The 13523-nt window shown below is 61.7% G+C and carries 9 protein-coding genes; 3 read left to right on the top strand and 6 right to left on the bottom strand.

Annotated features, from left to right (window positions below):
* Positions 1–134 precede the first annotated feature (134 nt).
* Entirely contained in the window at positions 135–1370 is a 1236-nt protein-coding gene (locus tag ACI2KG_RS20025; protein ID WP_404663004.1) for an SRPBCC family protein, read from the top strand.
* Between the two features lie 70 nt (positions 1371–1440).
* On the opposite strand, the gene ACI2KG_RS20020 is transcribed toward ACI2KG_RS20025, so the two are convergent.
* The 4 genes from ACI2KG_RS20020 to ACI2KG_RS20005 all read right to left on the bottom strand — a co-directional run bounded on the left by ACI2KG_RS20020 (position 1441) and on the right by ACI2KG_RS20005 (position 6748).
* Positions 1441–2460, bottom strand: a complete 1020-nt coding sequence (locus tag ACI2KG_RS20020) for an XdhC family protein (protein WP_404663003.1) — start codon at positions 2458–2460, stop codon at positions 1441–1443.
* A gap of 222 nt (positions 2461–2682) precedes the next feature.
* On the bottom strand, positions 2683–4026 hold the full coding sequence (locus ACI2KG_RS20015) for a c-type cytochrome (protein ID WP_404663002.1): 1344 nt from the start codon (positions 4024–4026) through the stop codon (positions 2683–2685).
* Between the two features lie 17 nt (positions 4027–4043).
* Complete coding sequence (locus ACI2KG_RS20010) at positions 4044–6293, bottom strand: molybdopterin cofactor-binding domain-containing protein (RefSeq protein ID WP_404663001.1); 2250 nt, start codon at positions 6291–6293, stop codon at positions 4044–4046.
* Positions 6293–6748 (bottom strand): (2Fe-2S)-binding protein, encoded by a 456-nt coding sequence (locus ACI2KG_RS20005; protein WP_012271943.1) that lies wholly within the window; start codon positions 6746–6748, stop codon positions 6293–6295. The genes ACI2KG_RS20010 and ACI2KG_RS20005 overlap by 1 nt, the downstream gene beginning before the upstream one ends.
* Positions 6749–7093: 345 nt before the next feature.
* On the opposite strand from ACI2KG_RS20005, the gene ACI2KG_RS20000 reads away from it, so the two are divergent.
* Together ACI2KG_RS20000 and ACI2KG_RS19995 are read left to right on the top strand one after the other, a co-directional pair.
* Positions 7094–9280 carry an OsmC domain/YcaO domain-containing protein gene (locus ACI2KG_RS20000; RefSeq protein WP_404663000.1) on the top strand — a complete coding sequence of 729 codons (2187 nt, stop codon included), beginning with the start codon at positions 7094–7096 and terminating at the stop codon, positions 9278–9280.
* A gap of 271 nt (positions 9281–9551) precedes the next feature.
* Entirely contained in the window at positions 9552–10364 is an 813-nt protein-coding gene (locus ACI2KG_RS19995; protein ID WP_404662999.1) for a class I SAM-dependent methyltransferase, read from the top strand.
* On the opposite strand, the gene ACI2KG_RS19990 is transcribed toward ACI2KG_RS19995, so the two are convergent.
* Together ACI2KG_RS19990 and ACI2KG_RS19985 are read right to left on the bottom strand one after the other, a co-directional pair.
* Positions 10351–11229 carry a DUF6708 domain-containing protein gene (locus ACI2KG_RS19990; RefSeq protein ID WP_404662998.1) on the bottom strand — a complete coding sequence of 293 codons (879 nt, stop codon included), beginning with the start codon at positions 11227–11229 and terminating at the stop codon, positions 10351–10353. The genes ACI2KG_RS19995 and ACI2KG_RS19990 overlap by 14 nt on opposite strands.
* Before the next feature lie 4 nt (positions 11230–11233).
* The coding region (locus ACI2KG_RS19985; protein WP_404662997.1) for a T6SS effector BTH_I2691 family protein at positions 11234–13523 on the bottom strand (2290 nt) is incomplete at its 5' end.

The following is a 13523-nucleotide window of genomic DNA, read 5'->3' as shown; positions in this document are numbered from 1 at the left end:
CTTTGAAAATGTCGTTTGTAGCGAGGAAGGCAGTGGCTTAAGTTGCTAAGAAGTGGCAACGCGTTGTTCAAAAAGAATAAAGGTCTGGTAATTGTCCGCGGTCGTCGAGCGCACCGTGTGGCTGGAGGATAATAATGAATAGCAATGAATCCGTCATGAGTCTGATCAAGCAGCGTAAACCACGGCATGTATTACCCCGCGAGTTATACCTGGACCCCGAAGTTTACCGTCAGGACCTGGAACAGATCTGGCACAAGGACTGGGTGTTCGCCGGCCATACCTTTGAACTCCCCAAGGCGGGCCAGTACTTCACCTTGCAGATCGGTGACTACCCGGTAGCCGTGGTGCGGGGCAAGGATGGCGAAGTGCGCGCGTTCCACAATGCCTGCCGCCACCGTGGCGCCAAAGTGTGCGAACACGCCAGTGGCAAAGTGGCCAAGCTGGTTTGCCCCTACCACAAGTGGACCTTCGAGCTGGACGGCAACCTGATCTATGCCGGTAACATGGGTGCGGACTTCGACAAGACGCAACACAACCTCAAGCCCGTGCATGTGCAAGTCGTGCACACCTACATCTACGTGTGCGTCGCGCAGCAAGCGCCAGACTTTGCCAGTTTCCGTGCTGCGGTCAGCCCGTTTATTGCCCCGCACGGCCTGGAAAACTGCAAGGTCGCCTTCGAATCCAACCTGATCGAAAAGGGCAACTGGAAGCTCGTGTTCGAGAACAACCGCGAGTGCTATCACTGCGACGGCACCCACCCAGAGCTGCTCAACTCGTTCGTCGAGAACCTGTCGGTGGCCGGCGTGGGTGGCGATGACGACCCCGATCTGGTTGCTCACTGGACCCGCTGCGAAACTGCCGGCATGCCCAGCCGCCTGGTCATGGACCCGCTGGGGCGCTTCCGTATGACCCGCATCCCGTTGTCGGCGGGTGCGGTCAGCTACACCATGGACGGCAAGCCTGCGGTGAATGGGCGGCTGGACAACAGTGGCGAAGCGGACATCGGTGCGTTGCTGTACTTCAACTACCCGTCTACCTGGAACCACTTCTTGGGTGACCATGCGCTGAGCTTCCGCGTGTTGCCGATTGGCCCTGGTGAAACGCTGGTGACCACCAAATGGCTGGTGCCGGAGTCGGCAGTGGAGGGGGTGGATTACGACCTCGATCGCCTGACCAAGGTGTGGCTGGCGACCAACGACCAGGATCGACGCCTGGTGGAGGGCACCCATGCGGGCGTTTCTTCACCGGCCTATGAACCGGGGCCATTTTCGGAAAATGCCGAGAACGGTGTGTGCCAGTTCGATGACTGGTACTGCGTGACCATGCTGGAACGGTTAAGCGGGCGTGTGCCATTGAAGTCGGTGGGTTGAGCAAAGGCGCTGCGGCTACTGCTGATGCCTGCGGCCTTTGCATAATCTGTATTCGCGGGTAAACCCGCTGCTACTCGGTCCGCGCGAGCTGTTCGGCTTCCTTGGCACGTGTCACGTTGACTGCGCTGGGCAAACGGACGTCATTCTTCGCAGCGAGGATCTCGGCCATGACACTGACGGCAATTTCGGCCGGGGTCTTGCTGCCGATATAGATGCCAATCGGCCCGTGCAGGCGCTGCAGCGACGCTTCGCTTTCACCAAAATGTTCAATCAACCGTTCGCGGCGCAGCTGGCTGTTGCGCCGCGAGCCGATGGCGCCAATGTAGAAGGCCGGGCTGTGCAAGGCTTCGAGCAGGGCCAGGTCGTCCAGCTTGGGGTCGTGGCTGACGGCGACGATGGCGCTGCGAACGTCCGCGCGGAAGGCGCGGACCACGTCGTCCGGCATGCCCGGCAGCAGCGTAACCCCGGCGATACTCCAGCCCGCTGTGTATTCTGGGCGCGGGTCGCACAATGAGACGCTGAAGCCGTTGAACAGGGCCATGATGGCCAGGTACTCGGCCAGTGCCCCGGCACCGATCAGCAGCAGACGGTAACCAGGGCCGAGGGTGCTAAGCAGGCGCTGGCCATCGAAACTGAACAGTTCAGGTGTGGCGGTGGCGGTCAGGCTGGCTGCGCCGCTGCGCAGGTCGAGATTGCGGCGTACCAGGCTACCGCTGTCCAGGCAGGCCAGCAGTTGTTCCAGGTGCGCCAGCGAGGGGGAGAACTCCAGCACCAGCTCGAGGGTACCGCCGCAGGGCAGGCCGAAACGGTGGGCTTCGTCGGCACTGACGCCATAGCGCACCACCTGGGGCAGGCCGGCAGGCATGCCGGGGCCGCCGTAGGCACGGGTGTAGCGGTGGATGAGGTCGCCCTCGATACAGCCACCAGAGACACTGCCCACCACCCGGCCATCGCTGCGCAGGGCCATCATCGAGCCGACCGGGCGCGGCGAGGAGCCCCAGGTGCGGGCGACCGTGGCGAGCAGGGCGCGGTGGCCGGCGGCTAGCCAGTCGCGGGTGGTGCGCAGGACCAGCAGGTCGATGCTTTCCATTGAGGGCTCCATTGATCCTGATGTTCAGTGGTGGCTGTACCGGCCTCTTCGCCGCTAAAGCCGCTCCCACATCGATTGCATTGACTCAAGCCTTGTGCAATGCCTGTGGGAGCCTGGCTTGCCAGCGATGAGGCCTGAGCAGGCAACACAAGACAGATGCTCCCACCGGGAGTGAACCTGTGGGCTTTAGCCGCGAAGAGGCCAGCACAGGCACCCAGTGCTTCAGCGCATGTGCAAGATGATCGGGCTGCTACTGGCCGGGTCGGTATGGCCACGCAACTTACCCACCGCCTGCGCACTCACCGCGCCGCCGTGATTACCCCACGCCGAACGCACAAAGCTCAGCACCTCGGCAATCTCCTGGTCCCCCAGCTGTTCGCGGAACGACGGCATGCGGTAGGCATCCGGCACCCCGGCAGTCACTACCCGCTGCGACCCGTTAAGGGTGATGTTGATCGCCGAGGCGTCCTCTTTGGCCAGTACCGAAGTGGCGCCGGCCAATGGCGGCATCCACTCGGCCTGGCCTTTGCCGTCCAGGCCATGGCATGACGCGCAGCGGGTCACGTAGGTATGCGCGCCGGGGCTATCAAGCTGTGCCGCTGCCGACTGCGCCTGATACTGCCAGGGTGCGCTATCACGTTGCGGGTCGCCGGGCAGTGATTTCAGGTAGTGGGCAATGGCAGCCAGGTCATCGTCACTCATGAACTGCGTGGAGTTATTGAACGCTTCGGTCATCGAACCGAACACCACCGCATGGCGGTTGCGCCCGGTCTTCAGGAACTGGGCGATGTCAGCCTCGCTCCAGCGCCCCAGCCCGGTGTTGTGGTCGCCGCGCAGGCTGGGTGCGTACCAGCCATCGAGCAATGCACCGGCGAGGAACGGCTTGTCGCTGTCATCCAGGGCTTTCTCGTTGAAGGCCAGGCCGCGTGGCGTATGGCAGCTGCCGCAGTGGCCGGGGCCCTGGACAATGTAGGCACCCCGGTTCCACTGCGCGTCCTGGCCGGTTTGAGCGGCGTAGGGCGTGGTCGCTGCAAACAGGCCGTTCCACATTGCGACGGGCCAGCGTAGGTTCAGCGGCCAAGGGATGTCGCTGGCCCGGTTGGCCTGCTTGACCGGCTGCACGCCGTGTGTGAAGAACGCATACAGCGCCTTGACATCGTCATCGCTGAGCTTGGCGTAGGACGGGTAGGGCATGGCCGGGTACAGCCGCCGGCCGGCGGGCGCAACACCGTGACGCACGGCGCGGTCGAAGTCGGCCAGGCTGTAGCTGCCGATACCCGTGCCCTGGTCGGGAGTGATATTGGTGGCGTAGATCGCCCCCAGCGGGGTGGCCATTTGCAACCCGCCGGCGAACGGTTTGCCGTCCGGCACGCTGTGGCAGGCCACGCAGTCACTGAGCCGCGCTACATACTCGCCACGGCTGACCAGCGCCGGGTCGGCAGCACTGGCCTGCACATCGGGAAACGGCGAGGCGGGCTCGCGGGTGACATACCAGGCCAGCAGGCCAGCCGCGACCAGGCACGGCAGCGCCAGCCAGCCCGCGGTTCTTGCGAAACGATGGGTCATGGGGCATTCCTTGTGCGCTAGCTGAAGGTGTGGCGGCTCATTGGCAAGCTGCGTACGCGCTGGCCGGTGAGCTGCGCGACCGCGTTGGCCACGGCTGGAGCCACCGCGGGTAGCGGTGGCTCACCGATGCCACCCATCTTCGCCCCGCTTTCGACAATGCGCACATGTACCCGGGCCATGCGCGCAGGCGGCAGGATCGGGTACAGGTCGTAGTTGCGCGCGCGCGGCTTGCCATCCACGTACACCGCTTCCTCCACCAGCGTCTGCGACAGGCCCAGGGCGACCGCACCGTTGACCTGGTGTTCGATGATCGCCGGGTTGACGATGCTGCCCGGGTCGATGGCCTGCCAGATGTCGTGCACCTTGACCTCGCCGTTCTCTATCGACACTTCTGCGATGACAGCCGCCTCCGAGCCGAACGGAGACGCCATCGCCACGCCGCGTGCACGCTTGCTGCCGTCTTCGGCGGTGAACGGCCCGCGTTTCCAGCCACCGGACAACTCGGCGACGGCGTTCAGCAGGTTGGTCAGGCGCGGGTTATCGCGCAGCAGGTGCAAGCGCAGTTCGAACGGGTCCTTGCCGCCCTTGTCAGCCAGCTCGTCGAGGAAGGATTCGTAGAAGAAGTCGTTCAGCGAGTTACCCACCGAGCGCCAGTAGCCGAGCATGGCCGGGCCCTTGACGTAGATCTGCGCGATGCGCTTGTTGGCGATGGCGTACGACTTGCCCGACAGCCCCTCAAGCGCGGTCGGGTCGATCTTGTCCCCTTGCTTGCCGGCGAGGGCCTCGGTCGGCCCTTCGGTGGCGCTCACCGCTTCGATGGCCACCGGCATGCCGTCGGCATCCAGCCCGGCGCGGAACTTCACCACGGCGACCGGGCGCAGCACATCGCGCAGGAATTCCTCCTCACGGCTCCAGATCAGCTTGACCGGTCGGCCAACCGCCTTGGCCAGGGCAATCGCCTGCGGGTAAGGGTTGGCCGAGTCGTAGAGGAAGTGGCGGCCGAAGAAACCGCCCAGCAGGGGCGAATGCAGGTTGATTTGCCTGGTTTCCAGGCCGGTGCGCTTGGCAATGTCGTCACGGAACATGTCCGGTGCCTGGTTGGGCAGCCACACGTCGAGGGTGCCGTCCGGGTTGAAGCGGGCGAGGGCAGAAGGTGGTTCCAGCTGTGCGTGGTTGAGGTACTGGTTGTGGTAGCTGGCCTCGACCTTGGTCTTGGCATTGGCCAAGGCACCTGCGACATCGCCGTCGTTCTCTTCGTCACGCGCCGGCCCGTCGACCGAGGCCAGGTGCTGGCGCCAGCCGTCGCTGGAGAAGTCCGCCGGCATCGGCCGTAGCGGGCTATCGGCGGCTGGCTCATTCCAGTCCACCTGAATGGCTTCTACCGCGCGCTTGGCATGCCACCAGCGTTCAGCGACCACGGCCACGGCGCCCGGCAACTGATGCACCGAGTGCACGCCTTGCATGGCCTTTACCTGTTCTTCGTTGCGCAGGCTACCCACGGCCATGCCCAGGCGCGGCGCGTGCTGCACGGCGGCGTGGAGCATGCCGTCGACCTTGATGTCGATGCAGTACTGGGCTTTGCCGGTGGATTTGTCGTAGGCATCCAGGCGCCGTACGGGTTTGCCGATCCAGCGAAACTGGCTGGGGTCGCGCAACTTGACGCTGGCCGGGTCGGGCACTGGCAGGTCCATGGCACGCCCGGCCAGCTCGCCGTAGGGTACGGAGCGCCCTGTCGTGGCATGTACTACGTTGCCCGGCGTGGTGGTCAGTTCCTCGACCGGCACGCCCAGCTGTTCGGCGCCCGCCTGCAGCAGCATGGCCCGGGCGAGGGCGCCCAGGCGGCGCATGGTCGGGTAGCTCATGCGCACCGACATGCTGCCGCCGGTGATACGCATGCCGTTTTCCATCACCACATAGGCTTCGCCTGGTGGTGCGCTGTCGACCACGAAATGGGCCGGGTCGACGTCCAGTTCTTCACCGACGATCTGCGCCATGGCCGTGAACGGGCCTTGCCCGCCTTCCATGAACGGGCTGAGCAGGCGCACCGTACCGTCCGGGCGGATCTCCAAGAATGCCGGTACCTGTGTGCCACGCGCTGGCGTTGCTGCGGCCGCTGCCTGCACACGCGCCGAACCCAGGGGCAGGCCGAAGCCCAGCACCAGGGCGCCGACAGCGGTGCCGGCCAGAAAGCGCCGGCGCGACAGGTTGACCGTTTCGCCCAGCTGCAGTTTGAGCAGTTCGGCAGGGCTATCGACGGGCGTATTCATCAGGCCTGCTCCCCTTGCGCCAGGTCATGCACAGCGGCATGGATCGCGTTGTAGGTACCGCAGCGGCACAGGTTGACCATGGCGGCGTCGATCTGCGCATCACTGGGCTTGGGCGTGTGCTTGAGCAGCGCCGTGGCGGCCATTACCTGGCCGGACTGGCAGTAGCCGCACTGGGCTACCTGGTGCTCCACCCAGGCCGCGACCACCCGTTTGCCGACGGCATCGGCCTCGATCGCCTCGATGGTGGTGACCTCGCGCCCGACCACGCCGGCTACCGGGGTGACGCAGGCGCGTACCACGTTGCCATCCACCAGCACCGAGCAGGCGCCGCACTGGGCCAGGCCACAGCCATACTTGGTGCCGGTCAAACCGAGGTCGTCGCGGATCACCCACAGCAAGGGCGTGTCGGCGTCCGCCTCGACCTGATAGGTCTTCTGGTTGATGCGTAGTTCCATGGTTCACCTGCCAGTCATCGGTTGCTGTCGCTGTGTATTCTCGTGTGAGGAATACGTTGTTCCCCAATCTGGAAACGCTAGCACAGGGGGGCGACCGCCGGTCTGCTGGCGGGTGCAGGTTAAGAGGATCGGGCAAGTAATCCGGTGGAATGCGCAAGTCAGTCCAGGCCTCATCGCCGGCAAGCCAGCTCCCACAGGTACTGCATAGTCCTGAGAAACTGTGGGGTACCTGTGGGAGCTGGCTTGCCGGCGATAGGGCCAGTGAGGCAAACAGGACTTCTGGCTTAAAAACCCGGATAATGCCGGCCAATTTCGTTTTGCACGTTTAAATCACGGTAATCCCGCATGGAAATCAAGGTCAATTTTCTCGACAATCTCCGTCTCGAGGCCAAGTTCGACGACTTTACGGTGATCGCCGACCAACCGATCCGTTACAAAGGCGATGGTTCGGCCCCAGGCCCGTTTGACTATTTCCTGGCGTCTTCGGCCTTGTGCGCGGCTTACTTCGTCAAGCTGTACTGCCAGACCCGCGACATCCCCACAGAAAACATCCGCCTGTCGCAGAACAACATCGTCGACCCCGAGAACCGCTACAACCAGATCTTCAAGATCCAGGTCGAGCTGCCCGAGGACATTTCCGAAAAGGACCGCCAGGGCATCCTGCGTTCCATCGACCGCTGCACGGTCAAGAAAGTGGTGCAAACCGGCCCCGAGTTCGTCATCGAAGTGGTTGACAACCTCGACGCCGATGCCCAGGGCCTGCTGATGCCGGTGTCGGACACCAGCACCTACATCGCTGGCAAGGACCTGCCGCTGGAGCAGACCATCGCCAACATGTCGGGCATCCTCGCCGGGCTGGGGATGAAGATCGAGATCGCCTCGTGGCGCAACATCGTGCCCAACGTGTGGTCGCTGCACGTGCGCGACGCGCAGTCGCCGATGTGTTTCACCAACGGCAAGGGCGCCACCAAGGAGGCCGCGCTGGCCTCGGCACTGGGCGAGTTCATCGAGCGCCTGAACTGCAACTTCTTCTATAACGACCAGTTCTGGGGCGAGGACCTGGCCAACGCGGCGTTCGTGCACTACCCGAACGAGCAGTGGTTCAAGCCCGGCCCGCGCGATGCGCTGCCAGCCGAAATCCTCGACGAACACTGCCTGGAAATCTACAACCCGGACGGCGAGCTGCGCGGCTCGCACCTGTATGACACCAACTCAGGCAACACGGCACGCGGTATCTGCTCGCTGCCGTTCGTGCGTCAGTCCGACCAGCAGGTGGTGTACTTCCCGTCCAACCTGATCGAAAACCTGTTTCTCAGCAACGGCATGAGCGCTGGCAACACCCTGGCCGAAGCGCAGGTGCAGTGCCTGTCGGAAATCTTCGAGCGCGCGGTGAAGCGCGAAATTCTCGAGGGCGAACTGTGCCTGCCGGACGTACCGCAGGACGTGCTGGCCAAATACCCGGCGATTGTTGCCGGTATTCAGGGCCTGGAAGAGCAAGGGTTCCCGGTGCTGGTCAAGGATGCTTCGCTGGGGGGCGAGTTCCCGGTCATGTGCGTGACCCTGATGAACCCGCGCACTGGTGGCGTGTTCGCTTCGTTCGGCGCCCATCCAAGCTTTGAAGTGGCGCTGGAGCGCAGCCTCACCGAACTGCTGCAGGGCCGCAGCTTCGAAGGCCTGAACGACCTGCCACAACCCACCTTCGAAAGCCACGCGCTGACCGAGCCGAACAACTTCGTCGAGCACTTCATCGACTCCAGCGGCGTGGTGTCGTGGCGCTTCTTCAGCACCAAGGCCGACTTCGAGTTCGTCGAATGGGACTTCTCCGGCCACGGCGAGGACTCCAACCAGCAGGAAGCCGCGACCCTGTTCGGCATCCTCGAAGATCTGGGCAAGGAAGTGTACATGGCGGTCTACGACAACCTCGGCGCCACCGCCTGCCGCATCCTGGTGCCGGGCTACTCGGAAATCTACCCGGTCGAGGACCTGATCTGGGACAACACCAACCGTGCGTTGTCCTTCCGTGCCGACATCCTTAACCTGCACAACCTTGAAAGCCGGCCGCTCAAGCTGCTGCTCAAGCGCCTGGACAACTGCGATGTGGATGACTACACCACCATCAGCACACTGATCGGCGTCGAGTTCGACGAGAACACGGTGTGGGGCCAGTTGACCATTCTTGAGCTGAAGTTGTTGATCTGCCTGGCCGTGCAGCGCTTTGAGGAGGCCAAGGAGCTGGTCGAAGCGTTCCTGCAATTCAACGACAACACCGTCGAGCGTGGCCTGTTCTATCAGGCGTTGAACGTGGTGCTGGAAGTGCAGCTGGATGACGAGCTGGAGCTGGAAGACTACGAAGCCAACTTCCGCCGCATGTTCGGCAACGCGCGCATGGACGCGGTGTTGGGTTCGGTGGACGGCAGCGTGCGCTTCCATGGCCTGACCCCGACCAGCCTGAAACTCGAAGGCCTCGACCGGCATCTGCGTTTGATCGAGAGCTACAAGAAGCTGCACGCGGCCCGGGCCAAGTTTGCCTGATAGCGGCTGCGCGATACAGGCCTCTGAGGCAGCGGGCTTGCCCGCTCCCAGAGGTTACCGTGTGAGCTTGAAAACCACACAATACCTGTGGGAGCTGGCTTGCCGGCGATGAGGCCGGCCGTCTTTATATATCACTTCGCTTTTGCCCCTATCCCCATTGGGTCTTGCCGCTTCGCCCGCCGAGCGCGTATTGTGTTGCACCCATCCCTGAACCCACGGCGCGAACACCGCCAGAAGGACCTCGGCCGCGCACGACAAGAAGGCGCAGACCATGAGCACCCCTTTGGACACCAATGCCCTCAAAGCCCGCCAGCAAGCCGCCTGGGCCAGCGGCGACTACGCGGTAATCGGCACCACCCTGCAACTGGTAGGCGAACGGCTGGCCGAAGCCTGTGACCTGCGCTGGGACGAGCAGGTGCTGGATGTAGCTGCCGGCAATGGCAACGCCACCCTGGCTGCTGCCCGGCGCGGCTGCCGCGTCACCTCCACGGACTATGTACCTGAATTGCTCAAGCGCGGCGAGGAACGTGCCCGGGCCGAACACCTGAGCGTGCTGTTTCAGGCCGCCGATGCCGAAGCGCTGCCGTTTGCTGATGGCACCTTCGATGCGGTGCTCTCCACCTTTGGCGTAATGTTCGCCCCCAACCAGCCACAGGCTGCGCGTGAATTGGCCCGGGTATGCCGGCCCGGCGGCCGCATTGGCCTGGCCAATTGGACCCCGCAAGGCTTCGTCGGGCAGATGTTCAAGACCCTCGGGCGGCACGTGCCGCCGCCAGCCGGCGCCTTGCCGCCATCACGCTGGGGTGATGAGGAACAGTTGCGGCTAATGTTCGACGGCACGCTTGGTGAACTGCATGTCAGCCGCCAGCAGTTCAACTTCCGCTACCGCTCAGCGGCGCACTTCATCGACGTGTTCCGCACCTGGTATGGGCCGGTGCACAAGGCATTTGCTTCGCTGGAGCCGGAGGCCGCCGGTGCGCTGGAAAGGGACCTGACCCAGTTGCTGGATGAGAGCAACATCGCAGGCCCTTCTTCGTTGGTGGTGCCGAGTGAGTACCTGGAGGTGGTGGTTATTCGGGGCTAACAGGCGCTCCTTCGAAAGCCTCGGCGGGTGGTGGCGCTGCACGGACATTGAAAAGCTTGCAGACGAAGTACCAAGCGATGGCGACCGTCATGTTGTACGGGAACAGTACTGCCCAGAACGGCAGTTGCCAGTTCTTCTTGCCCTGCATTTCACCCGGTTCACCGGTGCGCCAAGGGGCGTAGTGGCGCCAGGCTTCTGCTGGAGTGAGGCAGATGGCGTGCAGTGGCCTGTGCCACCAATTGGGTTCGCCGGGCGGTGGGAGCTTGTCCGGGCCGTGGTCCATGAAGTGGCGGAGGTATTCCCAGACTTCGGCGACGTGTCGGGTGTCGGGATCGGTGGGTTCATTGCTGTCGACCCATAGGCAGTCTTTTTGGTGGAGGCTGCCGTCCTCGCGGCGTGGGGCGAAGGCGAGGGCGTAGCTGGTGGTGAAGGCAGAACCACTGAATTCAGTACGCTTGAATACACCGCCTCCAATGTTGTTCCAATCGAAGACTATGAGTTTGTTCATTCGTTTGTAATAGATTTTTTTTGTTAGCCGATTCAGGAAAATGTGTGAAAGATTTTTTATGAAAAGTATCCTATATACTAAAAAAGGGGTGAAAATGAAAGGCGCTAAAATTAGCATGGCAATGAAAATCGAACCGCCGTCGAGTGAGTAATCTATATTGCTATCCGTGAGGTTGGAGAAAGAGAATATACAAGTAGACAAAAACATTGCGATGTAGATCTTCCCCATGAATACAGAGTCAGAGACCCAGGGGTTTCGCAAGCATAAGCTTGATTTGTATGCCTGAACAAGTTGTCCAGAGATTTTAGGGGGGATCCCTGATTTATGCGATGGATTGAAAAGCCAAGTGGTCGCCATGGACTTAGCGCTCCAGATAAAATTTGGTAGTAGAATATGTGTCGTTATCCAGGCCTCTGTCTTTATCGTAATCAAGCGTGAGCGTGAAAGCTCTGATACCTCTGGATTCAACCTTGTAGTGAAGTACTAAACCAGCGGGTGTCATGTGGCATTTCGGTGTTGCAGGAGAGCGGCTTTCGTGTTTTTCGAAGCTGTGACTTATAAGCGTTCCCGACCATTCACTTTGGCCCAGTGCAAAGCCTGGTAAAAGAAGAGTGAGTTCAGCAGTTGAGCTTTCATTAGTGACGTGTGTGTGTACTATTGTTGTCCAATCAGGCGTCGACCAATCGCTATGTGTGTTAAATCCAGTCGTGAGACCGGTTATGCCGAGCTGCTCGGATTGCAATGCTGATAAAGTTATTGGTGAAAAAAATCCTATCTGCCATGCTTTGACTTCTTCGTGGAGATTTTGAAAGGGCGGTAATTTTCTCTCGAAGTCAAGATGTATATTTTCTCGTACCTCACCGTCATTTTTCCTCGTGCCAAAAATGCTTCTGCATGCCCATAGTTCCATAGGGCTGTGAAGGCGGGAATGTGCCTTTGAGTGGAAAAATAGACCTGCTCCGATCAAAGCGGCTCCTACCAATACAAGCCCCGCTGCGGTCCAGCCTGCAAAAGGAATAACAACCGTCTTACCTGCGATGGCAAGGGTTCCTTCTAGAGTTAGAACAGAACCCAAACCCGTTAAACTACCGCCAGTCGCTGTATATATCCCCGAGGTAAGATTGCCGTTCTGCCACTGGCGTAACGCTTTATATCCATCAGAGAAAAAGCCCGCTGCTATCGCTGGGTAGGCTGAAACTCGCGCAAAGAGATTACTCGTTAAAAAATTAATGATACCGTTACCAAAAGCCATCCCAGGTGCAGTTGAACTCAATCTCAACATTAAGGCTTTCTGCGTTGCCCGCACGCTAACCAGCGTCGCCGATGCTGCACCAATTACCCCAAAAATCGAAGAAGCAAAACCCATCGTGTATTCCGGTGAATCGCTCTGCTGCAGGCTGTTGTAAGCCGCCTTGAGCGAAATCACGTTGAACCACAGCATCCCCGCGTTCAAACCACCACCAACCCCCGTGGTAAGCAACCCGAGAAAGTTGGGTTTCGCGCGCGCAGTGGTGGTGATTTCGATGGACACCGTCCGGCTTCCCGAGATGCGGATTTGTTTCATCTCTTCAACCTGCGCCATGCCACTTTTCAGGTACTTCTGTACCTCTTCGCTGAAGGGATTCTCCGCGATGGCCTGGCCGGTGATCCGGTAGCGCGCCGCCAGCAGCCCCAAAGCTTTCTCGGCATTACCCTCGCGCGCTGCCAGCAACACCTGCTGACGCAGGCCATGGCTGGCATCCCACCTTGTCTGCCCGCGTAGGCGCTTGAGCATCACGGTGCTTACCGTCTGGGCGGTGAGGTCGGTGATGCCGGCCATAGCCGGGAAGCGGCCGGCCAGGCCTTCGATCACGTTGTCGCTGGCGCCGAACAGGCTACCGATCGCGTCCGCTTTGTCCTTGAACGGGTTGAACGGTGCCAGGGCGGTGTACAGCGGGCTGTCGTGTTGATCCAGCCACTGTTCAAGGCGTTTGAAGCGCTGATCCTGTTCTTCGGTACCGGGCGCCGGCTGGCCCATCGGTTGAATCAACAGCGCCAGTGAAATTTCCAGCCCGCGGGCGGAGGCGATTTCGTTGCGGTCGTAACAGGCCAGGGCCGCCGCGAGGCTGTAGTAGTTGTCGACATGCTGGGGTTCGGCAGTCCGGAGCCAGGCGTCATGGTCGTTGCTGGCTTGCAGGGCCTGGTTGCGCATCGCAATGATCCGCCGTTCCAGTTCATCGCGTTCACTGTTGAAGCGCAGGTACTTGGCGAGGTCGAGTCGCTGTGCCAGGCGGGCGCCGTTGGGGGAGTAGTCTTCGTGGGTGAGGGCCTGGAAGCGTGACTCGGACGGCGACAGGGCGGGGCCGCGGCGCTCGGTGCCCAGCCGGAATTCGGCCAGCTCCACGGCAGGCGCATCGGCCGGGTACAGGCTTTCCAGGGTCTTGTTCAGCAGCATGGCCACCAGGTTGCGATGGTGGAAGTCGCGGCTTTGCACGCTCAGCTGTTGGGCATCCAGCTTGAAGCATGCCGGCACGCGTTCCTGTTCGGGCTCTTGTGCGGGCTTCAGGTGTTCCAGTCGCTCGGCGGGTATCAGGTCGCGCAGTTGATGCTGGTAAGCCGACACCGTCAGGCTCAGGTCCAGGGCCATGCCTTCGGCATCGGCGAGCGCCACC

This window comes from Pseudomonas sp. NPDC089407, assembly GCF_044900445.1.
Taxonomy (GTDB): Bacteria; Pseudomonadota; Gammaproteobacteria; order Pseudomonadales; family Pseudomonadaceae; genus Aquipseudomonas.
Note: the sequence above shows the minus strand (reverse complement) of the source record. Positions and strands in the feature narration are given on the sequence as shown.